Origin of the sequence: Acidovorax sp. BoFeN1 (assembly GCF_003345135.1) — a bacterium.
Classification (GTDB): Bacteria; Pseudomonadota; Gammaproteobacteria; order Burkholderiales; family Burkholderiaceae_C; genus Acidovorax; species Acidovorax defluvii.
The window spans coordinates 1-25,849 of record NZ_QOZT01000018.1 but is presented as its reverse complement, the minus strand read 5'-3'; the positions used below and the strand labels follow the sequence as shown (position 1 = coordinate 25,849).

General features: G+C 64.9%; 20 protein-coding genes. 11 read left to right on the top strand and 9 right to left on the bottom strand.

Features of this window, described 5'->3' with window-relative positions:
* Positions 1–34 precede the first annotated feature (34 nt).
* Positions 35–1,078, bottom strand: coding sequence for a type IV pilus twitching motility protein PilT (locus DTW89_RS06690; RefSeq protein WP_114655389.1), 1,044 nt, complete (start codon positions 1,076–1,078; stop codon positions 35–37).
* Between the two features lie 37 nt (positions 1,079–1,115).
* On the opposite strand from DTW89_RS06690, the gene DTW89_RS06685 reads away from it, so the two are divergent.
* The 3 genes from DTW89_RS06685 to DTW89_RS06675 all read left to right on the top strand — a co-directional run bounded on the left by DTW89_RS06685 (position 1,116) and on the right by DTW89_RS06675 (position 4,508).
* Complete coding sequence (locus tag DTW89_RS06685; protein ID WP_114655373.1) at positions 1,116–1,832, top strand: YggS family pyridoxal phosphate-dependent enzyme; 717 nt, start codon at positions 1,116–1,118, stop codon at positions 1,830–1,832.
* Between the two features lie 174 nt (positions 1,833–2,006).
* Complete coding sequence (locus DTW89_RS06680; RefSeq protein WP_114655372.1) at positions 2,007–3,146, top strand: aminotransferase class V-fold PLP-dependent enzyme; 1,140 nt, start codon at positions 2,007–2,009, stop codon at positions 3,144–3,146.
* A 63-nt stretch (positions 3,147–3,209) separates the two neighbouring features.
* The gene (locus DTW89_RS06675) at positions 3,210–4,508 is read left to right on the top strand and encodes a DUF445 domain-containing protein (RefSeq protein ID WP_114655371.1); all 1,299 of its coding nucleotides are present in this window, start codon (positions 3,210–3,212) and stop codon (positions 4,506–4,508) included.
* 750 nt (positions 4,509–5,258) lie between these two features.
* On the opposite strand, the gene queA is transcribed toward DTW89_RS06675, so the two are convergent.
* A complete protein-coding gene (gene queA / locus DTW89_RS06670; protein WP_114655370.1) occupies positions 5,259–6,362 on the bottom strand; it encodes a tRNA preQ1(34) S-adenosylmethionine ribosyltransferase-isomerase QueA in 1,104 nt (367 codons plus the stop codon).
* Positions 6,363–6,594: 232 nt separating this feature from the next.
* Here queA and DTW89_RS06665 point away from each other — a divergent pair, with 232 nt between their 5' ends.
* Positions 6,595–7,740, top strand: coding sequence for a GGDEF domain-containing protein (locus DTW89_RS06665; protein WP_114655369.1), 1,146 nt, complete (start codon positions 6,595–6,597; stop codon positions 7,738–7,740).
* A gap of 81 nt (positions 7,741–7,821) precedes the next feature.
* Here the strand turns inward: DTW89_RS06665 and DTW89_RS06660 are convergent, their stop codons facing one another.
* From DTW89_RS06660 to DTW89_RS06650, 3 genes are all read right to left on the bottom strand, one after another.
* Complete coding sequence (locus DTW89_RS06660) at positions 7,822–8,769, bottom strand: 1-phosphofructokinase family hexose kinase (protein ID WP_114655388.1); 948 nt, start codon at positions 8,767–8,769, stop codon at positions 7,822–7,824.
* A gap of 38 nt (positions 8,770–8,807) precedes the next feature.
* Entirely contained in the window at positions 8,808–10,088 is a 1,281-nt protein-coding gene (locus tag DTW89_RS06655; RefSeq protein ID WP_114655368.1) for an HD-GYP domain-containing protein, read from the bottom strand.
* Between the two features lie 179 nt (positions 10,089–10,267).
* On the bottom strand, positions 10,268–11,542 hold the full coding sequence (locus DTW89_RS06650) for an HD-GYP domain-containing protein (protein ID WP_114655367.1): 1,275 nt from the start codon (positions 11,540–11,542) through the stop codon (positions 10,268–10,270).
* Between the two features lie 110 nt (positions 11,543–11,652).
* On the opposite strand from DTW89_RS06650, the gene recG reads away from it, so the two are divergent.
* The 6 genes from recG (at position 11,653) to DTW89_RS06620 (ending at position 18,764) form a co-directional block, all read left to right on the top strand.
* Positions 11,653–13,893: an ATP-dependent DNA helicase RecG gene (gene recG / locus DTW89_RS06645; RefSeq protein WP_114655366.1), complete on the top strand. Its 2,241-nt coding sequence runs from the start codon at positions 11,653–11,655 to the stop codon at positions 13,891–13,893.
* 41 nt (positions 13,894–13,934) lie between these two features.
* A complete protein-coding gene (locus DTW89_RS06640) occupies positions 13,935–14,900 on the top strand; it encodes a LysR substrate-binding domain-containing protein (protein WP_024813840.1) in 966 nt (321 codons plus the stop codon).
* 162 nt (positions 14,901–15,062) lie between these two features.
* The gene (locus tag DTW89_RS06635; RefSeq protein WP_092698020.1) at positions 15,063–15,566 is read left to right on the top strand and encodes a Dps family protein; all 504 of its coding nucleotides are present in this window, start codon (positions 15,063–15,065) and stop codon (positions 15,564–15,566) included.
* A 95-nt stretch (positions 15,567–15,661) separates the two neighbouring features.
* On the top strand, positions 15,662–17,194 hold the full coding sequence (locus DTW89_RS06630) for a CYTH and CHAD domain-containing protein (protein WP_114655365.1): 1,533 nt from the start codon (positions 15,662–15,664) through the stop codon (positions 17,192–17,194).
* A 108-nt stretch (positions 17,195–17,302) separates the two neighbouring features.
* Positions 17,303–18,172, top strand: coding sequence for a 4-hydroxybenzoate octaprenyltransferase (ubiA, locus tag DTW89_RS06625; protein WP_114655387.1), 870 nt, complete (start codon positions 17,303–17,305; stop codon positions 18,170–18,172).
* 223 nt (positions 18,173–18,395) lie between these two features.
* Positions 18,396–18,764 carry a response regulator gene (locus DTW89_RS06620; RefSeq protein WP_114655364.1) on the top strand — a complete coding sequence of 123 codons (369 nt, stop codon included), beginning with the start codon at positions 18,396–18,398 and terminating at the stop codon, positions 18,762–18,764.
* 46 nt (positions 18,765–18,810) lie between these two features.
* On the opposite strand, the gene DTW89_RS06615 is transcribed toward DTW89_RS06620, so the two are convergent.
* The 4 genes from DTW89_RS06615 to DTW89_RS06600 are packed head-to-tail and all read right to left on the bottom strand — an operon-like array spanning position 18,811 to position 24,952.
* Positions 18,811–19,941: a hybrid sensor histidine kinase/response regulator gene (locus DTW89_RS06615; protein WP_114655363.1), complete on the bottom strand. Its 1,131-nt coding sequence runs from the start codon at positions 19,939–19,941 to the stop codon at positions 18,811–18,813.
* 47 nt (positions 19,942–19,988) lie between these two features.
* Positions 19,989–20,606, bottom strand: a complete 618-nt coding sequence (locus DTW89_RS06610) for a chemotaxis protein CheB (protein ID WP_024813846.1) — start codon at positions 20,604–20,606, stop codon at positions 19,989–19,991.
* Entirely contained in the window at positions 20,606–21,445 is an 840-nt protein-coding gene (locus DTW89_RS06605) for a CheR family methyltransferase (protein ID WP_024813847.1), read from the bottom strand. Before DTW89_RS06605 ends, DTW89_RS06610 begins: the two co-directional genes overlap by 1 nt.
* Positions 21,446–21,475: 30 nt before the next feature.
* Positions 21,476–24,952, bottom strand: coding sequence for a response regulator (locus tag DTW89_RS06600; protein WP_114655362.1), 3,477 nt, complete (start codon positions 24,950–24,952; stop codon positions 21,476–21,478).
* 686 nt (positions 24,953–25,638) lie between these two features.
* On the opposite strand from DTW89_RS06600, the gene DTW89_RS06595 reads away from it, so the two are divergent.
* The coding region (locus DTW89_RS06595) for a transposase family protein (protein ID WP_201740958.1) at positions 25,639–25,849 on the top strand (211 nt) is incomplete at its 3' end.

Here is a 25,849-nt window from a genome sequence, read left to right as displayed (position 1 = left end):
GTCAGAAGGATGTGTGGGCTGCAACGGGGCGCGATCAGCCGGGGAAATTTTCGGGAATCTTGGCCTTGCTGCGGGCTTCAGCGGGGCTGATGATGTTGCGGCGCACCAGATCGGTGAGGTTCTGGTCCAGCGTCTGCATGCCCACGCTGTTGCTGGTCTGGATGGTGGAATACATCTGCGCCACCTTGGACTCGCGGATCAGGTTGCGGATGGCGCTGGTGCCCAGCATGATTTCGTGCGCGGCCACCCGGCCCGAGCCGTCCTTGAGCTTGCACAGCGTCTGCGAGATCACCGCCTGCAGCGATTCGGACAGCATGGAGCGCACCATTTCCTTTTCTTCGGCGGGGAACACGTCGATGATCCGGTCGATGGTCTTGGCGGCGCTGGATGTGTGCAGCGTGCCAAACACCAGGTGGCCGGTTTCGGCGGCGGTCATGGCCAGGCGGATGGTTTCCAGGTCGCGCATTTCGCCCACCAAAATGGCGTCGGGGTCTTCGCGCAGCGCGGATTTGAGGGCTGCCGCGAACGACAGCGTCATGGGCCCCACTTCGCGCTGGTTGATCAGGCACTTCTTGGATTCGTGCACAAACTCGATCGGGTCTTCCACCGTGAGGATGTGGCCGTATTCGGTTTCGTTCAGATAATTCACCATGGCCGCCAGCGTGGTGGACTTGCCCGAGCCCGTGGGGCCGGTCACCAGCACCAGGCCGCGCGGTTTGAGGGCCAGGTCGCCGAAGATCTTGGGGGCGTTGAGCTGTTCCAGCGTGAGGATTTTGCTCGGAATGGTCCGGAACACCGCCGCCGCGCCGCGGTTCTGGTTGAACGCGTTGACGCGAAAGCGTGCAAGGCCTTCGATTTCAAACGAAAAGTCGACCTCCAGAAACTCTTCATACGTCTTGCGCTGCGAGTCGCTCATGATGTCGTACACCATGGCGTGCACGGTCTTGTGGTCGAGCGCGTCCACATTGATGCGCCGCACATCGCCGTGGACCCGGATCATGGGCGGCAACCCGGAGGACAAGTGCAGGTCGGAAGCTTTGTTCTTCACGCTGAATGCGAGCAACTGGGTAATGTCCACGGGTTCCCTCTCTCTTTTGATACGCTTGTTGTTCATTATGACCACGATTGATAACAACCTCCAAAAGGTTCGGACCCGCATCGCGCAGGCCTGCGTGGCTGCCGGCCGGGACCCTGCCAGTGTCTCGCTGCTGGCCGTTTCCAAAACCTTTGGCGCTGATGCGGTGGTGCAGGCCGCTGCGGCGGGCCAGCGGGCGTTTGGTGAAAACTACGTCCAGGAAGGCGTGGACAAGATCGCCGCAGTGGGCCGGGCGTTCGATCCCGCGCTGCAGTGGCATTGCATTGGCCCCATCCAGAGCAACAAGACGCGCCTGGTGGCCGAGCACTTTGACTGGGCGCACACGGTGGACCGGCTCAAGACCGCCGAGCGCCTGTCGGCCCAGCGCCCCGACCACCTGCCGCCCTTGCAGGTGTGTATTCAGGTGAATATGGATGGCGGCCCCACCAAGTCCGGTGTGGCACCGGCAGACACGCTGGAGCTGGTGCGCGCTGTTGCAAAATTGCCACGTTTGCGGGTGCGTGGATTGATGAGCATTCCAGACCACGCGCCTGATTTCGAAACGCAACTGGCACTGCACCAAGGCGCCAAAAGGCTTTTTGACCAGACAGCCGCCCTGGGAGAACCCGGGCTCGAACACTTCGACACCCTGTCCATGGGCATGACCGCGGATCTGGAGGCCGCCATCCAAGCGGGCAGCACCCTGGTGCGTGTGGGTACGGGCATCTTTGGCGGGCGAACCTATCCGGCGGCCTGATCCACTCGTGCAAGCGTTGCGCAACAGCCTGCCGCTGTGGCGTGCTGCGGGCATTCCAGCGCCGCAACCAAGTGGGTCTGGCAAGCCGCCCGTGCTAAGCTGATTCGCTCAGTTTATGGCTTGCCGCCCGAGGGCGGATTGCAGCCATCACACCCCGTCACTGGAGATCTTTTCATGCCCGGATTGCTGCCCGATATCGACCCCGATGGCCTGCTCGAATTCTCGGTGGTCTACACCGACCGTGCGCTCAACCACATGTCCAAGCGCTTCACCGGCGTCATGCAGGACATCCTGGCCACGCTCAAGGAGGTGTACCACGCCCATACCGCCGTGCTGGTGCCCGGCAGCGGCACGTTCGGCATGGAGGCCGTGGCGCGCCAGTTTGCCAACCAGCAAAAAGTGCTGATCGTGCGCAACGGCTGGTTCAGCTACCGCTGGAGCCAGATTTTTGATGCCGACAAAGGCCTGGGCGGCGGGGCCGTGGTGTGCAAGGCGCGCCAGCAGGGCAGCGGCCCGCAGGCACCCTGGGCGCCGTGCCCCGCCGAGGAAGTGGCCGCTACCATCCGCGCCGAAAAACCCAAGGTGGTGTTTGCGCCCCACGTCGAGACGGCCAGCGGCATCATCCTTTCCGACGACTACCTGCGCACGCTGACGGCTGCCGCGCACGAAGTGGGTGCGCTCTTCGTGCTCGATTGCGTGGCCTCGGGCGCCATGTGGGTGGACATGCAGGCCACCGGCGTCGATGTGCTGATTTCCGCCCCGCAAAAGGGCTGGAGCGGCTCGCCCTGCTGCGCCATGGTCATGCTCAGCGAGCGTGCGCGCCAGGCGATTGACGGCACCACGAGCAGCAGCTTTTCGTGCGACCTCAAGAAGTGGATGCAGATCGCCGAGGGCTACGAAAAGGGCCAGCACGCGTACCACACCACCATGCCCACCGACGCGCTGGTGCGCCTGCGCGATGTGATGGCCGAGACGCGCGCCTACGGCTTTGCCAGGGTGCGCGAGGAACAGATCGAACTGGGCGTCAAGGTGCGTGCGCTGCTCGAGTCGCGCGGTTTTGCCAGCGTGGCCGCCGATGGCTTCAAGGCGCCCGGCGTGGTGGTGAGCTACACCACCGACCCCGGCATCCAGAACGCCAGCAAGTTCGCCGACGTGGGCCTGCAGACGGCCTCGGGCGTGCCGCTGCAGTGCGACGAGGGCCCGGACTTCAAGAGCTTTCGCATCGGCCTCTTCGGTCTGGAAAAATGGCACAACGTGGAGCGCACCGTGGGCCACCTTTCCAGGGCGCTGGACCAGATTGCGGCCGGGTCCTGATGGCCCCCAAGGCTGGCCTGGCGGCGCAGACTGTGCTGCGGCGCATGCCCCGCGTGGTTGACCATGCAGAACGCTGATCAGAGTCCCGCGCACCAGTCCTTGCGCGCCGCCAAGCGGCAGGCCCTCGGCCTGCTGTTGCTGGTGACCGTTGTGTTTGCAGGCACCAGCCTGGTTGAACGCGGCTTGCTGCTCGATTGTGTGAAAGCCATGGCCGAGGCCGCCATGGTGGGAGCCCTGGCCGACTGGTTTGCCGTGGTGGCGCTGTTTCGTCGCCCGCTGGGGCTGCCCATACCGCACACGGCCGTCATTCCCCGCAACAAAGATCGCATTGGCGTGAACCTGGCCGCCTTTGTGCGCGACCGGTTTCTCGACCCGCCGTCGCTGGTGGCGCTGCTGCGGCGTCACGACCCTGCCTTGCGGCTGGCCCAGTGGCTGGGCGATGCAGGCAACGCTGGTCTGCTGGGCCAGCAGGCGGCGCGGTTGCTCAGTGCCGCCCTGGATACCGTGCAGGATGCGCAGATGGAGCGGTTCATCCGCAAGGCAGCGCGCGCCCTCATCGGGCGGGTGGATTTGTCGGGCACCCTGGCCACGGTGCTGGGGGCGCTCACCCACAACGGGCGCCACCAGGCGCTGCTCGATGATGCGCTGGGCCGGCTGATCGTGGTGCTGCAGGAGGAAGACACGCGCCACCTGATTGCCACCACCATCGTGCAATGGCTCAAGAAAGAGCACCCGCTCAAGGAAAAAATGCTGCCCACCGACTGGCTGGGCGACAAGGGTTCGGCCATGATCGCCAATGCCCTGGAAGCCCTGCTGGCGGACGTGGCGCAGAACCCGCAGCACCAGTTGCGCGAACAGTTCGACGCGGCAGTGCAGCGGATGGTGCTGCGACTGCAGACCGACCCGGACTGGGCACGCAAGGGCGAGGAGATTCGGCGCTATCTGCAGACCAATGCCACCCTGGGCCGCTATGTGCAGGACTTGTGGCAAGGGATGCGCGCAGCATTGCAGCGCGACCTGGCCGACGAGCACTCGGCCGTGGCGCGCAACGTGCACGCCATGGGCGCATGGCTGGGCCGCTCGCTGGCGGGCGATGCAGCGCTGCGCCAGTCGCTCAACCAGCGGCTGGAAAGTTGGGTGCAGGGGTTAGCGCCCGACGTGGCCCAGTTTGCTGCGCAACACATACAGGACACGGTGCAGCGCTGGGATGCGCAGGAGCTGTCAGAGCTTATTGAGCTGAACATCGGCAAGGACCTGCAGTACATCCGGATCAATGGGACGGTGGTGGGCGGGTTGATTGGCTTGGTGTTGTTCGGGGTGTCGCACGCGGGGGAGATTTGGCGGGCGGTGATGTCCGGGTGAGTTTGCGGTAGGTTGTTGTGCTTGTGCTTGTGCTTGTGCTTGTGCTGAGGGCGGGGGCCGGGTCTCGCCCCGGCGGGCGAGGGACTTGTTCTTTGCTTCGCCAAAGAAAAGTACCCAAAAGAAAGGCGACCCTGCAGTCTGCGACCCCTTCGGGGCAAACCTGCGGCGGGGCGTTTGCGGGGTGCGCCGCATAACTCACTTCGCTGCTGCGCAGCTGCGTTCGGACAAACGCGGCGAGTCAGATAACGAAGCATGCGCGCTCCGACGCGCATGCCACCCCGCAAACGCCCCGCCGTAGGCGCAGCCAGAAGGGGGGCAGCCCAAAAGCCGGACAGCCAAACAGCCACACGGGCCATCGCTGCGCTCGGCCCACACCGCCCGGGCGCAAGCGCCGCGCGCTGCGCAGACTGGGCCGAGCGCAGCAATGGCCCGTATGGATGTCCGCTTGCGGGTTCCCTTCAGGATGCGCCGAGGAGCGCAGCGGCCAGCGGATCAGGGCTCGCGATTGTTTGAGCGAAGCGAGTTTGAGCGAGACCCCGCTGGACGCGAGCACCGCAGGTTGCCCGCAGCGAAGCGAAGGGACGCAGCCTATAGGGTCGCTTTCTCTTTGGTGACTTTCTATTGGCGAGGCAAGAGAAAGTTACTGCGCCGCCGGGCGCACACCCCGGCCCCCGCACTCAGCAAAGGCATACTAAAAGCTATAAAAACAATAGCTAATAGCGCTTGCTGTATAAGCGCTAAAGGCCAAAATCACTCAGAAATTCGCTCTAACAACATCGCATCCCCATAGCTAAAAAACCGGTACTCCTGCGCAATCGCATGGCGGTACAACGCCATCACCCGCTCATACCCCGCAAACGCGCTCACCAGCATCATCAGCGTGCTCTTGGGCAAGTGGAAGTTGGTCAGCAGCACATCCACCACCTGAAAGCGAAAGCCCGGCGTGATGAAGATATTGGTGTCGCCACTCGCCTGGCCCGAGCGCGCCCAGGATTCGAGCGTGCGCACCGTCGTTGTGCCCACGGCCACCACGCGCCCGCCGCGCTGGCGGCAGCGCTCCAGGGCGGCCAGGGTGGTCAGGGGCACCTCGTACCACTCGCTGTGCATCTGGTGCTCGGCCAGGTTCTCGGTCTTGACGGGCTGGAAGGTGCCCGCGCCGACATGCAACGTGACGCTGGCACGCTCGATGCCGCGCGCTGCCAGGTCGGCCAGCACGGCGTCGTCAAAATGCAGCGCCGCTGTGGGCGCGGCCACGGCGCCGGGGGCGCGGGCAAATACCGTCTGGTAGCGCTGGCTGTCCTCGGCGGCGTCGGGGTCGTGGTCGGTGTTCTGATTGCGCTCGATGTAGGGCGGCAGCGGCAGGTGGCCGTGGCGCTCCATCAGCTCCCAGGGGCTCTCGCCGGCCGGGCCGTGCAGTGCAAAGCGGAACAGCGGGCCGTCTTCATGAGGCCAACGGCCCAGCAAGGTGGCGTCGAAGCCGCCGCCCTGGCGCCCGCCGGCCATGTGCACGGTGCTGCCGCTCTGGGGCTTCTTGCTGACTTTCATGTGCGCCACCACCTCGTGACCGGTGAGCACGCGCTCGATCAGCAGCTCCAGCTTGCCGCCGCTGGCTTTCTCGCCAAAGATGCGCGCCTTGACGACGCGGGTGTCGTTGAACACCAGCAGGTCGCCCGCGCGGAGCAGGCCGGGCAGCTCGCGAAAGATGCGGTCCACGGGCTGCATGGCGCGGCCGTCAAGCAGGCGCGAGGCGCTGCGTTCCGGGGCGGGGTGCTGGGCAATCAGTGCGGGGGGCAGCGAAAAATCAAAATCGCTGAGGGTAAAAGTGCGGGCGCTGCCGCCGGGGTGATCGATCATGGAGCTTGAGGACCGGACGGGTCCGTGCCAAGAAAAGGGGGAGGTGAGGGAGGCGCCGATTTTCCCACGCCCACGCCTACGCCCACGGTGACGGTGACGCGAGAAGGCAAGTCGGAGGTAAAGCCACACAACCGGCCATGCATTGCGCGGTGTGGTGCCTGGGCTGACAATGCCGCCTTGCATTGACGCATCTGAACGCCCGGCCACTCGAACACAACACCTATCTGCCTCTATGGAAACTTTTGTCTGGGATCAGAACCTGCTCACCGGCCTGCCCCTGGTGGACCAGCAGCACCACGCGCTGGTGGACCTTTTTAATGAACTCAGCAGCTCGTTTTTTCTGGCGGAAGGTAACCGCGAGGTGGTGCTTGCCGATACCTTCCGGCGGCTGGAAGCCTATACCCGCGAGCATTTCAGCGACGAAGAGGCCCTCATGCATTCCGAGGGGGTGGACGCGCGCCACATCGCGGTGCACCACGCCCTGCATGAGCAGTTTGTGGCGCAGGTCAACACGATGTGGGGGCGGCGCTCCGACATGGGTGATCCGGCGGAGACCTTTGTCGGGTTTCTGACGGCGTGGCTGGGTTTGCATATTCTGGGCATCGACCAGTCGCTGGCACACCAGATCAACCTGATACGCCAGGGGGTTGCCCCGGCCGATGCCTTCGAGCGCGAGGGGGCGGCGCAAGACCACGGCACGCAGGCCCTGATCAAGATGATTGGCAATCTTTACCATGTGCTGTCCCGGCAGAACGCCGATCTGGCGCGGGCCAACCTGCACCTGGAAGACCGCGTGGCCCAGCGCACCGCAGAGTTGGCCCAGACCAATGAAGAACTGAAGCTGGCCAATGTTCGGCTGGAAGCCTTCTCGCGCACCGACGGGCTGCTGCAGCTGGCAAACCGCGCGTATTTCGACACCCGGCTGGCAGAAGCCTGTGCGACCGCTTTTCGGCGCGAGCAACCGCTGGGGCTGCTGATGATCGATGTGGACTATTTCAAGCGCTACAACGACAGCTACGGCCACCAGGCTGGCGATGCGTGCCTGCAGGCGGTGGCTGCTGCAGTGCAGGGTGCCATGCTGCGCGCCAGCGATCTGGTGGCCCGGTATGGCGGTGAGGAACTGGCCGTGATCTTGCCCGATACCGACGCCGCCGGCACCGCCGCCGTGGCTGCACGGGTGGTGGCTGCGGTGGCAGCGCTGGGGCTGGCCCACAAGGCCTCGGGTGTCGCTACGCATGTCTCGGTCAGCGTGGGGGCGGTAAGCGGCATTCCGGCGCAGCGCGATGCCAGTGCACCCCTGGTGGCCCAGGCCGATGCGGCGCTTTACCGGGCCAAGGAGCAGGGGCGCAATCGCTGGGTTATGGCGGAATCGGCCTGACGCGACCGATCAGCGCGTGAGGGCACAAGGGCGCCCGCGCCCAGCTCGTCGTTCGCACCGTTCTCACGCCGGCCACGCCATTCAAACCGGTGATGCGCGCACGATGACCTGCGATTGCAGTCGGTGCACGTCGGTCGCCCGGGCCAGTGCGGTGCCGGGCACCAGCAGCGCGGCAGCGCCCGCGGCCATGCCCCAGCGAAGGGCATCAGGCGGGGGGGCGCCGCGGTCCAGTGACCAGACCAGCGCGGCCAGAAAGCAGTCGCCCGCACCCGTGGTTCCCCTGGCCGCGGACACGTCAAGGGCTGGCGCCTGCCACACCCCATCGCGCGTGGCGAGCACGGCGCCTTGCGCCCCCAGCGAGAGCGCAACCATCTCTGTCTGGCCAGAGTGCACCAGCGCCTGCGCGGCCGCGCACTGGTCCGCGGGGTGTTCCAACGGCTGCCGCAGCACCTCGCGCAATTCGCGCAGGCTGGGCTTGACCAGGGTGGTGCCGGCTTGCAGCGCAGCGGCCAGTGGCAGGCCAGAGGTGTCCACCACCAGGCGCGTGCCGCGTGCGCGGGCGCCGGGTGCAAGCCGGGCATAAAAATCATCCGGCACGCCGGGCGGCAGGCTGCCGCTGGCAATCAGCCAGCGCGGGGCCGCGGTGACTGTGGCCAGGGCATCCAGGCACGCCTGCCATTCCGCAGTCTGCAGGGTGGGGCCGGGCAGCACGAAGCGAAATTCCTGGCCGGTGGCAGTTTCGACGACCGAAAAATTTTCCCGGGTATCGCCCGCAACGGGCTGGATGGCGGTGGCCACACCTTCGTCTTCCAGCAACTGGCGCACTTGCGCGCCCGCTGGCCCCCCCGCCAGGGCCCAGGCCTGCACATCGCTGCCCAGCCGGTGCAGAACGCGGGCCACATTGATGCCGCCGCCGCCTGCAAACCGTTGCGCAGGGCCGCAGCGCAGCTTGTGCGTGGGCTCCACGCGTTCGATGGTGGTGGCCAGGTCGAGCGCGGGGTTGAGGGAGAGGGTGATCAGTGCGGGCACGGGCAGCATTCGGGTGGGGCAAACAGTTGGGCGCGAACCTACCAGACCTGCTCGGAAAAACCCGACCACAGCTCGTTCATGTCGGGGAAATTCCATTGGCCGGGGTCTTCCCGCGCCACGATTTTCTCGGTGGCGCCGGGCGCGGCCAGGTTCACCAGCTCGGCTGGAATGCGCAGGTCGGATTTGGTCGAAAAGAAGACTTTGACGACCGGGGTGGTGAGCGCTGCAGGGGCCTGCTCTACCACCACACCCAGGCGGCCTGAAGTCAGCCGCACCAGCGAGCCCACCGGGTAAATGCCAATGCTTTTGACGAACGCTTGGAACAGCCGGGCATCGAAATGGTCGTTCGTCCAGTCGGCCATGCGGCGCAGCGACTCGGCGGGGTCCCAGCCGCGCTTGTAAGGTCGGTCGGAGGTGATGGCGTCGTACACGTCGCAGATGGCCGTCATGCGGGCGATCACGCTGATGCCATCGCCCTTGAGCTTGTCGGGGTAGCCCGATCCATCCACCTTCTCGTGGTGGTGCAGGCAGGCGTCCAGCACGGCTTCGGGGATATTGCCACCCTCTTTGAGCATGTGAAAGCCTTCCACCGGGTGGCTGCGCACCACGGTGAATTCCTGGTCTGTGAGCTTGCCCGGCTTGTTGAGCACCTTCAGTGGAATGGCGGCCTTGCCCAGGTCATGCATCAGACCCGCCAAACCGGCCAGCCGCTGCTGGTCGTCCCCGAGCTTGAGCTGTTTTGCCAGTGCAATCATGAGCGCGCACACCGCCACCGAATGCATGTAGGTGTAGTCGTCGGCCGTTTTCAGGCGGGCCAGGCTGATCAGCGCACCCGGATTGCGGGTCACGGAATCGGAGATTTCCTCTACCAGGCTCTGCAGTCCCACCGAATCCACCGCGCGGCCCATGCGCGCCTCATTGAACATGGAGACCACTGCCTGCTTTGACTTCACGCAGATGGCGGCCGCCATTTCGAGCTCACTTTGCATGTCCGCAGGCTGGCGGTTGCGCTTGGGCGGAGGCGGCGGGGTCGGCAGGGTGACCTCGATGGGGGGCAGATCCGACAGCAGACTGAAGTCGGTTTCGATCTGTGCATCGACCTCTTCACGTGACACCGAGGCGGTGCCGACAGCGACGTCCGCGCCCTTGTCGGTGTCGATCCAGCATTCGCGGATGGAGGTGGCCAGGATACGGGCCAGGTCGTCAGGGTCCTGGAGCAGGAATTTGGCGCGCCAGAAGGGATGCTCCATCCACGAGCCGCAAAACTCGTGCAGGTACATACCCAGGGTGAGGTGCTTCACGTCGATGCGTTTGAGCATGGTGGCTGGCTGGAATGGGTGGCAAAAAGGCGTAACAATCAGCAACCATATTAGTCTTTTTCTTCACCGGGGCTGACAGATCGCTGAGCCAGCTGCAGCCTGCAGTCACCCTGGGCGAACCCGGGACTGGCGTTGGGGGCGGGCGGCCGGTGCGACCGCAGGCCGCTGGCGGCATAAAGCTACCAGACCTGCTCGGAAAAACCCGACCACAGCTCGATCATGTCGGGAAAATTCCAGTGGCCGGGGTCTTCCCGCGCCACGATTTTCTCGGTGGCGCAGGGCGCGGCCAGGTTCACCAGTTCGGGTGGAATGCGCAGGTCGTATTTGGTCGAAAAGAAGACTTTGACGACCGGGGTGGTGAGCGCTGCAGGGGCCTGCTCGACCACTACGCCCAGGCGCCCAGAAGTCAGCCGCACCAGCGAGCCCACCGGGTAGATGCCGATGCTTTTGACGAACGCCTGGAAAAGCCGGGGGTCCAGATGGTGGCCCGACCATTCGGCCATGCGGCGCAGCGATTCGGAAGGATCCCAGCCGTTTTTGTACGGGCGGTCGGAAGTGATGGCGTCATAGACATCGCAGATCGCGGTCATGCGGGCGATCAGGCTGATGGCGTCGCCCTTCAGTTTGTCGGGGTAGCCCGTGCCATCCATTTTTTCGTGGTGATGTAAGCAGGCGTCCAGCACGGCCTCGGGCAGGTTGCCGCTCTTCTTGAGAATCTGGTAGCCAGACGCGGAGTGGTTGCGCACCACATCGAATTCCTGATCGGTGAGCCGGCTGGGCTTTTTGAGCACGACCATAGGCGTTGCGATTTTGCCAAGATCGTGCAGCAGGCCTGCCATGCCGGCGACGCGGGTTTGCTCGTCGTCGAGTTTGAGCTGCCGTGCCAGTGCCACCATCAGGGCGCACACCGCCACCGAATGCATGTAGGTGTAGTCGTCCGCCGTTTTCAGGCGTGCCAGGCTGATCAGTGCATCGGGGTTGCGGGTGATGGAATCGGAAATGTCTTCCACCAGGTTCTTGACGCTGGGGGTGTCCACGGCGCGGCCCATGCGCGCTTCGCTGAACATCGACACGACGGCTTCCTTGGACTGTCTGCAGATGAACGCGGCCATCTGCAGCTCGGAGTCAATGTCTGTGGGGGCGTGGTTGCGCGGGGCAGGCGTCGGCGGGATGGCCTGCGGTGGTGGGGGTGTGTTCTCTGGTGCGCTGAAGTCGGTATCGCTCTGCGCATCAACTTCTTCCCAGGAGATAGAGGCGGTGCCGATGGCCACATCCATGCCTTTGTCGGTGTCGATCCAGCATTCGCGGATGGAGGTGGCACGGATGCGGGCCAGATCCTCGGGGTCCTTGAGCAGAAATTTGGCGCGCCAGAAGGGATGCTCCATCCAGGAGCCGCAAAACTCGTGCAGATACATGCCCAGGGTGAGATGTTGGATGTGGATACGCTTGAGCATGACGAAAGCACTGACCTCGAAAGAGCACCGTAACAAGGTGTGAACAAAGGCAAGCATGGTAGCCTTTTTGGCCTGCCACCGTCACTTGCTCCTCTGTCTCTTCTCCTTCCATGCCTGCAGCCCCAAAAATCGTTCCCCGAGCGGCCGCTCCGGCACCTGCCCTGTCGGCTGCCAAGGGCGGGGCCTCCGTGGCGCAAAAGGCGCTGCAAAAGCTGGGGCTGCGCCGCGACATTGACCTGGCCCTGCACCTGCCCCTGCGCTACGAGGATGAAACCCGCATCACCCCGCTGGCCAACGCGCGCGACGGGCAGATGGTGCAGATCGAAGCCACGGTGACGGCCAGCGAGATTCAGCTACGCCCGCGTCGTCAGTTGCTGGTGCAGGTGGAGGACGACACCGGCAGTTGCGAGCTGCGCTTCTTCAGCTTCTACCCCTCGCACCAGAAAACCCTGGCGGTGGGCGCGCGCCTGCGCATCCGGGGCGAGGTCAAGGGCGGCTTCTGGGGGCGGCAGATGATGCACCCGGCGTTCCGCGTGGCGGGCGGCGAGCTGCCTGCGGCGTTGACGCCTGTCTACCCCACCACCGCCGGTCTGCCCCAGCCCTACCTGCGCCGGGCCGTGGTGGGCGCGCTGAGCCGGGTGGACCTGTCGGACACCCTGCCGTCCGGCTGCGAGCCGCCGGTGACGCAGGTTTATAGCCAAAATGGCCTGCAGCGCTTATTCAGCCTGCGCGAGGCGCTCACTTTTTTGCACCACCCCACGCCCGATGTGGCGCTGTCCACGCTGGAAGACCACAGCCACCCCGCGTGGCAGCGCCTGAAGGCCGAGGAGCTGCTGGCCCAGCAGCTGTCGCAGCAGCAGTCGCGCCGCGCACGCGACATGCTGCGTGCGCCCGTATTGCGCGCCCAAAAAGCCGCCGATGGCGCCTTGCCGCTGCATGAGCAGTTGCTGGCCGTGCTGCCCTTCAGCCTCACCTCCGCCCAGCGCCGCGTGGGCGAAGAAATTGCCGCCGACCTGGCCCGCGCCGTGCCCATGCACCGCCTGCTGCAGGGCGACGTGGGCTCGGGCAAAACCGTGGTCTCGGCCCTGGCCGCGTGCCTGGCCATGGACGCCGGCTGGCAGTGCGCGCTGATGGCGCCCACCGAAATCCTGGCCGAGCAGCACTTTGCCAAGATGATCGGCTGGCTCGAACCCCTGCTGGCCGCACGCGGCCGCCGTGTGGCCTGGCTGGTGGGCGGGCAAAAAAAGAAAGAACGCACCGCCATGCTGGCGCTGGTGGCGAGCGGCGAAGCCGCCCTGGTGGTGGGCACCCACGCCGTCATCCAGGAGCAGGTGCAGTTCAAGAACCTGGCGCTGGCCATCATCGACGAGCAGCACCGCTTTGGCGTGGCGCAGCGGCTGGCACTGCGGCAAAAGCTGGCTGCGGGCGTCGCCGCCGGGCCGCCCCAAGGCGACGCAGCCCCCTCGGGGGGCAGCGACCCGCGCAGCGGCGGAGCGTGGGGGCCTGTGGTCGCTATGGAACCGCACATGCTCATGATGAGTGCTACGCCCATCCCGCGCACGCTGGCCATGAGCTACTACGCCGACCTGGATGTGTCGGTCATCGACGAGTTGCCCCCAGGGCGCACGCCCATCGTCACCAAGCTCATCGCCGACAGCCGCAAGGACGAGGTGATTGCGCGCATCGGCGCGCAGGTTGCGGCCGGGCGGCAGGTGTACTGGGTGTGCCCGCTGATTGAAGAGAGCGAGGCGCTCGACCTTTCCAACGCCACGGCCACACACGCCGACCTGAGCGAGGCCTTGCCCGGCGTGATGGTCGGCCTGTTGCACTCGCGCATGCCCACGGCCGAGAAGAAGGCCGTGATGGCGCTGTTCACCAGCGGGCAGATGGGCGTGCTGGTCAGCACCACGGTGATCGAGGTGGGCGTGGACGTGCCCAATGCCTCGCTCATGGTGATTGAGCACGCAGAGCGCTTTGGCCTGTCGCAGCTGCACCAGTTGCGCGGCCGGGTCGGGCGGGGCGCGGCCGCTTCGGCCTGCGTGCTGCTGTATGCCACCAACGACAGCGGGCGGGTGGGCGAGACGGCGAAAGAGCGCCTGCGCGCCATGGCCGAGACCAACGACGGCTTCGAGATCGCCCGGCGTGACCTCGAAATCCGCGGGCCGGGCGAGTTTCTGGGGGCGCGCCAGTCGGGCGATGCACTGCTGCGCTTTGCCGACCTGGCCACCGACACCCACCTGCTCGAATGGGCGCGCGAACTGGCCCCGCAGATGCTGGACCGCCACCCCGAGTTGGCTGCCCGGCATGTGGCGCGCTGGTTGGGTGGAAAATCAGACTATCTCAAGGCATGAGACGCTGCGATCAACACAGACGCGGCCTGCTGGAACACACCATGACCCTCACCGAACTCAAGTACATCGTCGCCGTGGCACGGGAGAAGCACTTCGGCCATGCGGCCGATGCCTGCTATGTCTCGCAACCCACTCTGTCGGTGGCTATCAAGAAGCTGGAAGAAGAGCTGGATGTGAAGCTCTTCGAGCGCAGCGCGGGCGAGGTGACGGTGACGCCGCTGGGCGAAGAGATCGTGCGCCAGGCGCAAAGCGTGCTGGAGCAGGCGGCCGCCATCAAGGAGATTGCCAAGCGCGGCAAAGACCCGCTGGCCGGGCCGCTCACGCTGGGGGTGATCTACACCATTGGGCCCTATCTGCTGCCCGATCTGGTGCGCCAGGCCATCAAACGCTCGCCCCAGATGCCGCTGATGCTGCAAGAGAATTTCACCGTCAAGTTGCTGGAGATGCTGCGCACCGGCGAGATCGATTGCGCCATTCTGGCCGAGCCTTTTCCGGACACCGGGCTGGCCATGGCGCCGCTGTACGACGAGCCTTTCATGGCGGCGGTGCCCAGCACGCACCCGCTGGCCGCGCAAAAATCCATCACGGCAGCCGAGCTCAAGAGCGAGACCATGCTGCTGCTGGGCGCGGGCCACTGTTTTCGCGACCATGTGCTGGAGGTCTGCCCAGAATTTGCGCGCTTTGCCAGCAACGCCGAGGGCATCCGCAAGTCGTTCGAAGGCTCGTCACTGGAGACCATCAAGCACATGGTGGCCGCCGGCATGGGGGTGACGCTGGTGCCGCGCCTGTCGGTGCCGCGCGATGCGCTGCTGACCGTGTCGCGCCGGCGCAAGAGTGACGAGACCTACATCCGCTACCTGCCCATCCGCGAGGAAGACGGCAGCCCGCCGCCCACGCGCCGCGTGGTGCTGGCCTGGCGGCGCAGTTTCACGCGCTACGAAGCCATTGCCGCGCTGCGCAACGCCATTTATGCCTGCGAGCTGCCGGGCGTCACGCGGCTGTCATGACCTGATGCGACCGTGCATCGGGCATCGGCGTTGCGACAGGTATTGAACGGCGGTTGTGCCGCGGGCGCACGGTTTCCTGCGCTACAGTGGGCCATTGCGCTGCAGGCCGGTTTCCCGGCGCCCGCAGCCGTTGTTTAACCCGCCCTTTCCAGGAGAAATGACATGGCCAAAGCTTCCAGCAAAACCTCGGCACCCACCATCAACATCGGCATCAGCGAGAAAGACCGCGCAGCCATCGCCCAGGGCCTGTCGCGCCTGCTGGCCGATACCTACACGCTGTACCTCACCACCCACAACTTCCACTGGAATGTGACGGGCCCGATGTTCAACACGCTGCACACCATGTTCATGACGCAGTACACCGAGCTATGGAATGCGGTGGACCCGATTGCCGAGCGCATTCGCTCGCTGGGCCATGTGGCGCCGGGCTCGTATGCCGATTTTGGCAAGCTCGCCAGCGTGCCCGACGCACCCAGCAAGCCCCCCAAGGCGCTGGACATGGTGCGCGTGCTGGTCGAGGGCCATGAAGCCGTGGCACGCACCGCGCGCAGCCTGTTCTCGTTGGTCGACAAGGCCAGCGACGAGCCCACGGCCGACCTGCTGACCCAGCGCCTGACGGTGCATGAGCAGGCCGCGTGGATGTTGCGCTCTTTGCTGGAAGACTGATTCCCTTCGCTGGATCATGGGGCGTGTCTGCTGCCGGCGCTCATTTCTGGCAGTGGACCTTCACCGTGGCGCCGTGACCTGGCCAGACACACACCATGCCCTCTACCAGCCAGCACGGCCCGGGTGCAGAGCTTGAAATCAAGCTGGCCCTGCCCACGGCCGACCCCGCTAGCCTGGCCCGTCAACTGGCGCGTTTGCCAGCGCTGGCGCGCCGCAAGCCCGTGCGCAAGCAGGTGGACAACATCTACTTCGACACACCCGCGCAGGCCTTGCGCGCCCAACGCATGGCCCTGCGCCTGCGCCGGGTGGGCGGGGATGACGCGCCGCAGTGGCTGCAAACCTTCAAGACCAGCGACGGCGGTGATTCCGCACTGAGCCTGCGTGGTGAGTGGGAGGTGCCGGTGCCGGGGCCCGCGCTGGTGCAGGCCGCTTTGCAGGCCGCGCCCCCCTGGCAACGCCTGGACCCCGAGGGCGCGGTGTTTGCCGCGCTGCAGCCGTGCTTTGCCACGGCATTTGAACGCACGGCCTGGACGGTGCGCCGGCGCGATGGCAGTGTGATCGAGGTGGCACTGGACTTGGGGCAGATCACCAGCGGACAGCGCAGCGTGCCGATTTGCGAGCTGGAGCTGGAGCTGCTGGCGGGTGCGCCCACCGCGCTGTTCGATCTGGCGCGGCACATCGCGCTGCACATCGCCGTGCTGCCGCTGGCGGCCAGCAAGGCGCAGCGCGGCCACGCGCTGCGCGATGGCACGCTGGACACCCCCCTGCGCGCTCGCCCGCAGCGACTGGGCGGCGACGTCGCCTGGCACCACATGGTGCAGCCCGTGCTGGGCGAGATGTTTGCCCAGTTCACCGCCAACCTGAACGCTTTGCGCCATTGCGATGATCCGGAACTGGTGCACCAGGCCCGGGTGGGCTGGCGGCGCTTTCGCGGCGCCGTGCGCCTGTTCAAGCCTGCCGTGCCCGCGCAGGCGTTGCCCTCGTGGCAGGGGCTGCAACCCCTGCTGACCGCGCTGGGCGAGTTGCGCGACCTGGATGTGGCGTGTACCCAGACCCTGCCCGCGCTGCAAAACGCCTTTGTGGCCGAGTGCGCCGAGCGAATGCAGGCTTGGCAGGCCATGGAGCTGGCGTTTCGCCACGCCGCGGTGCAGCAGCGCCGGGCGGTGCGCCATGCGTTGCAGGCGCCGGCGGTGGGCTCCGACTTGCTGGCCATCACCCTGTGGCTGGACGACATGTCCCGGCCGCAGGCCTGGGGCGACAGCCCGGGTTTGCCCGGAAAAACCGTGCGCCGCTGGGTGCGCCAGCGCATCCAGCGGCTGCATGCGCAATGGAAAAAGGCGCTGCGCGACAGCACCCACGCCGAAAGCCAGCACCGCGCGCGCATTCTGGCCAAGCGCCTGCGCTACAACATCGAGGCCTTGTGCCCGCTCTTGCCCGCCCGCACGCAACGCTGGCTGCAGCAGGCCAGCGGTGTGCAGGCGGGGATTGGCGCATCACGCGATCTGTTGCAGGCCGGTGTGCTGGCCCAGCGGCTGGCAGTGGACCGGGGCATTGTGGCGTTTCTGCGCGGCTATGCCGCCGGCCGGGCTGGTGTGCCCTGGGCATCGCAGCTGCCGGGTAGCGTATAAAGCGCCTTTTCCTGGCAAGCCCGCCAGCGCGTTCGGGTGGCTACGCTCGCCGCTTTCCTCTGCCGTCCTTTCGTCGCCCGCTCTCGTTTGTTTTCCGTTGGTTTCAGCATGACTCCTTCCCCGCGCAGCCGCTTTTCCCTGTACCTTGACCTGATCCGCTGGAATCGGCCTGCCGGCTGGTTGGTGTTGATCTGGCCCACGCTCAGCGCGCTGTGGGTGGCAGCGGGCGGGTTTCCCGGCTGGCATCTTCTGGCGGTGTTTGTGCTGGGCACCATCCTGATGCGCAGCGCCGGTTGCTGCATCAACGACGTGGCCGACCGCGACTTTGACCGCCACGTCAAGCGCACGGCGCAGCGGCCCATCACCTCGGGCCAGGTCTCGGTCAAGGAAGCGCTGGCGCTGGGCGCGGTGCTGGCCCTTGTTTCGCTCGGGCTGGTGCTCACCACCAACTGGGCAGCGGTGGCCTGGTCGGTTCCCGCGCTGCTGGTGACCATTCTTTATCCGTTCACCAAGCGCTTTTTTGCCATGCCGCAGGCGGTGCTGGGCATTGCCTTCAACTTCGGCATCGTGATTGCGTTTGCCGCCGTGCGGGGCGAAGTGCCGGCCATGGCGTGGCTGCTGTGGCTGGGCAACCTGTTTTGGGTGCTGGCCTACGACACCGAATACGCCATGGTGGACCGCGATGATGACCTGAAGATCGGCATGAAAACCTCGGCCATCACGCTCGGGCGTTTTGATGTGGCGGCCATTGTGGTGTTCTACCTGTTATTCTTGGGTTTTTGGGTGCTAGCGCTTATCCCGCTTGCGCTAGATGCTATTTTTTATATAGCAATTGCCCTGGCGCTGGCCCAGGTAGGGTGGCACTGGTGGCTGATCCGCACACGCACGCGCGAGGGGTGTTTTCGCGCGTTTCGCATGAACCACTGGGTGGGGTTCACGCTGTTTGCCGGCATTGCGGGCAGCAGCCTGGTGCGTTGACGGCCGCACTTGCCGTGCCTGGCAGGCCTTTGGCGAGCTAATTGTGTTTTGTCCTACAACGGGCCATGGCACTTGTCCCGATGATCCAGGGCTCGGTGTGCTGCCTGGGGTCATCCCGCTGCGCCTAGGGCCTTTCGGCATGGTGCTGCACCCCATTGGCAGCCGATGATTTCATTTCTTGCAGGCTCCTGTCCAGGACAGGGGCAAGCTCATCTGGTGATTTATGCGAATCCTATACGTCGAGGACAACCGTGAGTTGCGCGAGACGATTGGCATGCTCATGGAGGCGGAAGGCCGGACAGTGACTTCATGCGCCACGGCCGAAGAAGCACTGAAACTGGATGCGCAGCAGGGTTTCGATCTGCTGGTGTCCGATGTCAGCCTGCCGGGCATGTCCGGAACCGAACTTGCCCGCCAGCTGCTGGCCGAAGATCCTGGGCGGCGGGTGGTGCTGTGCTCGGGCTACCCGCTGGGTGGCTATCCCGACGCCTGGGGCCCCAACGTGCGCACCTTGCTCAAGCCGTTTGAGCTAGAAGAACTTGAGCTATTGCTCGGCTCCATCCAGCAAGCCGTGGAACGGTCGGACGCCTGACCCCTTTGTGGGTTTTTCTGAGCCCAGAACCGGCTTTCACTGCGGCTCAGGTGTTCGACCACTTTTCTGCCGCTGGTGACACCCGGGGTAACTCCACCACAAAGCGTGTTGTGCCGTCTTGCGAGTGCACATCGATACGGCCCCCGTGCGCCCGAACGACCTGGTGGGCAATGAACAACCCCAACCCCAGCCCCTGGTGGCGGCCCGGTGCGCGGTCGCGGCCCCGAAAAGGGTCGAAGAGGTGCGGCAGCAGTTCTGGCGCGATGGTGCCGCCGTTGGAGACCGCCACCGTCACCACGCTCGCCTGGGTGCCATCCACGGCCACCCGCACGGGCTGGTCGGGGGCGCCGTGGTGGATCGCGTTGCCGACAATATTGGTGGCCACCTGGCACAGGCGCTCACTGTCCCATACACCCGCCATATCGCCCTGCAGCACGGATTCGATGTTGCGGTCGGGGAAGCTCGTCTGCACTTCGTCCAGCGTGCGCTGCACAATGGATTGCATGTCGGCACGCCCCAGTTGCAGCGCCAAACCACCGGCGTGGCGGATGCGGGTCACATCCAGCAGGTCTTCGATCATGCGGCCCATGCGCTGGCTGCTGCTCAGCACCCGGTCCGCGAGGACGGCGACCCGGTTGGTGTCGGGCTGCCGCTTGAGCACCGTGGCCGCAGCGCTGATGGACATGAGCGGGGTGCGCAGGTCGTGGCTGAGCACGGCCGTGAACATTTCATTGACGCGCAGCGCCGCCGTGCGTTCCTCCAGTTCGCGCGCCTGTGCCTGCTTGCGGCGCTGCAACTCGAAGAAAACGTTGGCCTTGTTGATCAGCATGTGGGAATCAATGGGCTTGTAAAGAAAGTCCACCGCGCCACTTTCGTAGCCCCGAAACTGCCAGTTGTGTTCGCGCGATCCCGCCGTGATGAAGATCAGCGGAATATGCCGCGTGCGCTCGCTACCGCGAATGAGCTCAGCCAGCTCGAACCCGCTCATCTCAGGCATCTGCACATCCAGCAAGGCCAGCGCCACATCGGTGTGGGTCAGTAACAGTTCCAGGGCCTCGGGCCCCGACTGTGCCTTGAGGATTTCAAGCCCGTCACGCTGCAACAGCGCTTCCAGAGCGATCAGGTTTTCCAGAACGTCATCGACAAGCAGGCATTTGATGCAGTCGGTAGATGGCATGGGACGTTTCAACGATAGAGGGCGTGTGGAGGTGGAAACTGCCGGCATCACAGCAAGCAATTTTCATGCAGATGGGCCAGCAGGTCGGCAATGCCTGCGGGTGGCAAGACATGGTGGACCGCAACGCGTGCCAGGGCGGCATGGGGCATGGCAGGCATGGAAGCGCTGGCGGGGTCCTGCACCACGACCAGCCCGCCTGCGGCGGCAATGGCCTGCAGGCCGCGTGCGCCATCTTCATTGGCACCCGACAGCAAAATGCCCAGCAGGCGCTCACCATACTGGTCGGCTGCGGACTCGAACAGAACGTCGATCGAGGGGCGCGAAAAATGCACGGGCGCATCCACCGACAACGCGAGCCTCGGCCCGGCGTCCACCAGCAGGTGGTAGTCCGGCGGCGCAAAGTACACCGTGCCCGGAGCAATTGCATCCTTGTCGTGCGCCTCCTTCAGGGGTAGGCCGCAGCGGTGGCGGAAGATCTCTGCCAGCAGGCTGGGCCGGTCGCGCGGCAGGTGCATCACCACCAACACCGCCGCGCGCAGGGTGGCAGGCAGGGCAGGCAACATGTACAACAGCGCGTCGATGCCACCGGACGAGCCGCCCACCACGATGGCGTCGTAGCCCGCTGAGGGGGGCCGAGCCTGGGGTGATTGCAAAGAAGTCGGCATCACAGGCCCGCCTTCTTCCGGTAGATGCGGTTTTCCGAAACAAAGTCATCAAACGCTTCCGTGTGCGTAGAAAACCTCAGCGACTCTTTGGAGCCCAGGCCCAGGAACCCCCGGTGGCACAGCGCGTCGCGAAACAGCCCGAGCGCGCGGTTCTGGAGCTCGCGGTCAAAATAGATCAGTACATTGCGGCACGACACAAGGTGCATCTCGGCAAACACGCTGTCGGTGGCCAGGCTGTGGTCCGAGAACACCATGTGCTCACGCAGGGATTTGTCAAAAACCACCCGCCCGTAGCGCGCGGTGTAGTAGCTGGACAGCGAGCCGCGCCCACCGGAGCGGGCATGGTTCTCGGTGAAAGCGGCGATACGCGCCATGTCGAACACGCCGGATTCGGCCGCGCGCAGGGCATGCGGGTTGATGTCGGTGGCATAGATCAGCGTGCGGTCCAGCAGCCCTTCTTCCTGTAGCAGGATGGCCAGCGAATAAACCTCTTCGCCAGTGCTGCAGCCTGCCACCCACACCCTTAGCGAAGGGTAGGTGCGCAGCAGCGGCACCACCTCGTCACGCAGCGCGCGAAAGTAGCTGGGGTCGCGAAACATGTCGCTGACCTGGACCGTGAGGTATTCCAGCAGCGCCGGGAATACGGTGGGGTCGTGCAGCACGCGGTCTTGCAGTTGCGACAGTGTCTTGCAGTCAAAATGCAACAGCGCCGAGCCCAGGCGCCGCTTGAGCGACGCCTGGGCATACCCCCGAAAGTCGTAGTGGTAGCGGTGAAAAATCGCGTCGATCAGCAGGCGCTGCTCGATGTCGGCGATGCGCGCTTTCTTCTGGTACGGCATAGGTGCTGGCGGGCTGGGGGCGGTGCCTGGCTACTTGGGCATCCACACTCGCACCAGCGACAGGAGCTTTTCCACGTCCAGTGGCTTGGGGATGTAGTCGTTGGCACCGGCGGCCAGGCACTTTTCCTGGTCGTCCTTCATGGCCTTGGCTGTGAGCGCAATGATGGGCAGGCGGCGCCATTCGGGGCGGTTGCGGATCTCGCGCATGGCAGTGTAGCCGTCCATCTCCGGCATCATGATATCCATCAGCACCAGGTCGATCACCGGGCTGTCCGCATTGCCCGCGCGCGCCAGCTTGTCCAGCGCTTCACGCCCGTTGCGGGCAATTTCGACCCGAATGCCTGTGGGTTCCAGGATGCTGGAGAGCGCAAATACATTGCGCACATCGTCCTCCACCACCAATACGGTGCGGCCTTCCAGTGCCGACTCGCGGTTGCGCGCGGTCTGAAGCATCTGGCGGTGCTCAGCCGACAAATCAGACTCCACCTGGTGCAAAAACAACGTGACCTCGTCCAGCAGTCGCTCTGGTGAGCGAGCGTCCTTGATGATGATGGACTTGGAGAACCGAAGCAGCTTTTGCTCTTCATCGCGCGACAGGGCGCCGCCGGTGTAAACGATCACGGGCGGAAACGACACCCCGTCCTGCTCGGTCATCTGCTGCAGCAGCTCGTAGCCATTCAGGTCGGGCAGGTTCAGGTCCATCACCATGCAGTCGAACGTGGAGCCGCGCAGGTGATTGAGCGCGGCGGCGGCGGTGCCGGCGCCCACAATTTCCACATCCTCGCTGCTGAGCAGGTGCCGCACGCTCTCGCGCTGGCGCTCGTCGTCTTCCACCACCAGCACGCGGCGCAGGTGCTGGGTGAATTTGGCTTCCAGCCGCTGCAGGGCCTGCACCAGCTCTTCGCGTTTGACGGGCTTGAGCGCATAGCCAATCGCGCCTCGTCCCATGGCCTCCTGGGAATAGTCGGCCACCGACACCACATGCACCGGGATGTGGCGGGTAGCGGGGTTGCGCTTGAGCTGGTCGAGCACACCCAGGCCCGAAAAATCGGGCAGATTCACATCCAGCACAATGGCGCTGGGCAGGCTTTGCGCTGCAAAAGCCAGGCCGTCGGCCGCGTTGTAGGCCAGATGGCATTCAAAGTCCATCTCACGGGCGAGGTCGCACAGGATCTGGGCAAAACGCTTGTCGTCCTCGATCACCAGAATGCTGCGCGGCCCGGCGCGAACCGGGACAGGCTGGGCCACGGCAGCGATGGCGGAAGCTGAAGAGCCTGCGGGAACAGGCGCAGGCTGTCCCGCAGTGGGCCCTGTCTGGACGGTCGACGGTGTGCCGGAGGGCGCTTCGGGCGTTGCCAAGTCGAGAGGCGCCACAGCGCGGGGCTCCGCCGGTTGCTGCGGCACGAGTCGCATAGGCACCATGAGCGTGAAAACACTGCCTTCGCCGGGCACGCTGTGCACCGTAAGGGTGCCTCCCAGAAGGTGCGCCAGATCCCGTGATATCGACAGGCCCAGCCCCGTGCCGCCGTATTTGCGGTGGGTGCTGCCATCGGCCTGGCGGAAGGCTTCAAAAATCAGGGCTTGTTGGTGGGGGGGGATGCCGATGCCGGTGTCCTTCACTGCGAACGACAGCGTGTCGTCGGGGTTGCGCGACACATGCAGTGCCACGGCGCCCTTGTCGGTGAACTTGAGCGCGTTGGACAGCAGGTTCTTCAGGACCTGGCCCAGGCGCTGCGGGTCGGTTTCGAAGCCGGCAGGTGTGTCGGGCGCCACGGTGGTGGTGAGCTCCAGGCCTTTTTCCTGCGCCACTGGGCGCAACGGGTCGACCAGCGCCTGCAGCGTCCGGGCGATGTTAACGGGTTCTACCTCTACGGTGGCTTGTCCGGATTCGATCTTCGCCAGGTCCAGGATGTCGTTGATCAGCGCCAGCAGGTCGTTGCCCGCGGCGTAGATCGTCTGCGCAAACTTCACCTGCTCGGGGCTCAGGTTGCCGGGCTTGTTGTCGGCCAGCAGCTTGGCCAGGATGAGCGTGGAGTTCAGCGGCGTGCGCAACTCGTGGCTCATGTTGGCCAGAAACTCGCTTTTGTATTGGCTGGCCAAAGCCAGTTCGCGGGCCTTGTCCGTCATGGCGCTTTGGGCGCGCAGCAGTTGCTCGCGCTGGTGTTCCAGCTGTTTGGTTTGCGCTTCCAGGTTGGCATTGGTCTGTTCCAGCTCGGTCTGCTGGACTTCCATTTGCGCTTGCGACTCTTGAAGGATGCGGCTTTGCTGCTCCAGCTCTTCGTTGTTGACGCGCAGCTCTTCCTGTTGGGTCTGCAGTTCTTCGGACTGGCGTTGGGTTTCTTCCAGCAGCTCTTGCAGGCGGTTGCGGTCGATACCCGAGCGTATGGCCACGGCCAGCATCTCGGATGCACGCTCCAGCAGGCTGCGCTCGGCGTCGCTCACGGGGCGATAAAAGCCCAGCTCTATAACGGCAAACACTTCGCCGTTTTCCACGGCTGGCGCAATCAGCAGCTGGGTGGGGCTGGCCTGCCCGGTGCTGGATGAGACCGGCAGGTAGCCGGGCGGTACATCGCGCACGTCCAGCAGCTGGCGCGCGCGCGCGGCTTGCCCCACCAAACCTTCGTCGCTCAGAAGCTTTTGCGCCAGGCGCTCGCGTGGCAAGGCATAGCCGCCGAACAGCGTAAAGCCGCCGTTGCGGTCCGCCACATACCCGGCACCCACCTGGGCCCTGAGGTAGGTAGCCAGGTATTCGAGTGCCAGCTGGCCCACATCTTCCAGCCGGTGGTCGCCCTGGATGCGCTGGCCCAGGCCGGTAAGCCCTGCGGACACCCAGGACTGCTGGCTCTTGGCTCGGTATTCGCGCGCCGTGATGGCGGCTGACAGACAGATCAGCGCCAGCAGCACCATTGAGCCACCCGCCGAGTACAGGTTGGAGTTGCTCGCGGCGTTGACCCACTCCTGACGCCGCTCGGCCAGTTGCTGGTTTTGCTGGACGCGCAAGCTTTCTGCAACGTCGCGCATCCGGTCCATGATGCTTTTGCCGGCTCCGGAATGCACCAGTCCCATTGCACCCACCGCATCACCGTTTTTGCGCAGCGCCAGAGCTTCATTGAGTTCGCGCAGCTTCAGCTGGGTCAGCTCTTCCAGTTGCACCACCAGTTGCTGGTGGGCAGGGTCGCTTCTTGAGCTGAATTCGAGTTCGGCCAGGTGCTTGGAGAGTGTCGTCACTGCCTGTTGATAGGGCTGCAGGTAGGCCATGTCTCCGGTCAGGAGGTAGCCACGCTGGCTGCTCTCTGCATCCCTGACCGCCGCGTTGAAAAAATTGAGCTGTCGCATCGCCAGGGAGGTGAGGTCCATGGCGTGCACGGCATCGGAGCGCGTCTCGGCGGACCGGAAATTGACGATGGCGATGACGAGGGTGGCGAGGGCCGCCACCACAAAACCTGCCACCAGCGCGCGAGGAATGGCGAAACGCGAGGCGGCCTGGGGGCTCGAAGAACGGGGCATGCGTTGCAGGTCCGTGAGGTTGCTGGAGCAAAGACTTTACCGGGTTTACGGCAGACTGGGCAGCAGGGCAGCGCACCCTTGGCGTGTGCAACGGCCCGGCCGCTGTGGGCGCCAAGCCGGCGGTCACCACGTTGGCGTCACCAACTCTGAGGCCATTGCTCGGCCATTGCTCGGCCATTGTCCGGCCGCTACTCGTGCGGCGGGTGGCCATCGCCCACCCGGTCTGAAGGCGCGTGACCGCCATACCGCAGTCGCTGCGAAAACTGGCATTGCAAACTCGAGCATTGCGCAGGGCCGAGTGCATGTGCCCATCCATCATGGCGTTCTGCTTGGTTGAATGCCATTTTATGGCTCTCGCGCTTTGTGGGTAAGCGCGACGCGCTATTGTTTATATAGCAATTTTTGCCCGAATTCGCGCGGCACTTTTGTAGGTACTGTGGCGTGTCACAGTGATCCTGATCCGCATACGTACGCGTGGAGGCGCTTCACCGCAATTTTCAGGTGAGCACGCCGGTGTTGGCGTGCCTCGCAGGCCGTCACATGCTGCGGCTAATGCTCATTAAATAATAGCTGTTAGCGCTTTATGGATAAGGGCTAGACGGCAAAACACTGGCTCTCTTCCGTTTCGGGTGGAGCGCTACAGTTCAAAAAAATCTGTTGACACCCCCTGAACAGGAGCCGTTCCGATGCAAGAAGCATTGTTTTGCCAAGCGTTAGGCCTTGCAGCCCCTTGGGCGGTCGAGCGTGTTGCGCTGGACGTGGAGCGCAGTCGCATCGACCTGTACGTTGTCTGGCGCTCAGGCAGTGCAGCATGCCCGGCGTGCTCAGCCGCTGATCAAAAGCTCCATGACCACCGCCAGCGCAGCTGGCGGCATCTGGACTTCTTTCAGTTCGAGG

Excerpts from the sequence above, each read along its gene's own strand:
- queA (WP_114655370.1), bottom strand. The coding sequence starts at position 6,362 with ATGATCGATCACCCCGGCGGCAGCGCCCGCACTTTTACCCTCAGCGAT.
- DTW89_RS06615 (WP_114655363.1), bottom strand. The coding sequence starts at position 19,941 with ATGCCATCTACCGACTGCATCAAATGCCTGCTTGTCGATGACGTTCTG.
- DTW89_RS06680 (WP_114655372.1), top strand. The coding sequence starts at position 2,007 with ATGCCCGGATTGCTGCCCGATATCGACCCCGATGGCCTGCTCGAATTC.
- recG (WP_114655366.1), top strand. The coding sequence starts at position 11,653 with ATGCCTGCAGCCCCAAAAATCGTTCCCCGAGCGGCCGCTCCGGCACCT.
- DTW89_RS06630 (WP_114655365.1), top strand. The coding sequence starts at position 15,662 with ATGCCCTCTACCAGCCAGCACGGCCCGGGTGCAGAGCTTGAAATCAAG.
- DTW89_RS06605 (WP_024813847.1), bottom strand. The coding sequence starts at position 21,445 with ATGCCGTACCAGAAGAAAGCGCGCATCGCCGACATCGAGCAGCGCCTG.
- DTW89_RS06675 (WP_114655371.1), top strand. The coding sequence starts at position 3,210 with ATGCAGAACGCTGATCAGAGTCCCGCGCACCAGTCCTTGCGCGCCGCC.
- DTW89_RS06650 (WP_114655367.1), bottom strand. The coding sequence starts at position 11,542 with ATGCTCAAGCGTATCCACATCCAACATCTCACCCTGGGCATGTATCTG.
- DTW89_RS06655 (WP_114655368.1), bottom strand. The coding sequence starts at position 10,088 with ATGCTCAAACGCATCGACGTGAAGCACCTCACCCTGGGTATGTACCTG.
- DTW89_RS06640 (WP_024813840.1), top strand. The coding sequence starts at position 13,935 with ATGACCCTCACCGAACTCAAGTACATCGTCGCCGTGGCACGGGAGAAG.
- DTW89_RS06600 (WP_114655362.1), bottom strand. The coding sequence starts at position 24,952 with ATGCCCCGTTCTTCGAGCCCCCAGGCCGCCTCGCGTTTCGCCATTCCT.
- ubiA (WP_114655387.1), top strand. The coding sequence starts at position 17,303 with ATGACTCCTTCCCCGCGCAGCCGCTTTTCCCTGTACCTTGACCTGATC.
- DTW89_RS06610 (WP_024813846.1), bottom strand. The coding sequence starts at position 20,606 with ATGCCGACTTCTTTGCAATCACCCCAGGCTCGGCCCCCCTCAGCGGGC.
- DTW89_RS06620 (WP_114655364.1), top strand. The coding sequence starts at position 18,396 with ATGCGAATCCTATACGTCGAGGACAACCGTGAGTTGCGCGAGACGATT.
- DTW89_RS06635 (WP_092698020.1), top strand. The coding sequence starts at position 15,063 with ATGGCCAAAGCTTCCAGCAAAACCTCGGCACCCACCATCAACATCGGC.
- DTW89_RS06665 (WP_114655369.1), top strand. The coding sequence starts at position 6,595 with ATGGAAACTTTTGTCTGGGATCAGAACCTGCTCACCGGCCTGCCCCTG.
- DTW89_RS06685 (WP_114655373.1), top strand. The coding sequence starts at position 1,116 with ATGACCACGATTGATAACAACCTCCAAAAGGTTCGGACCCGCATCGCG.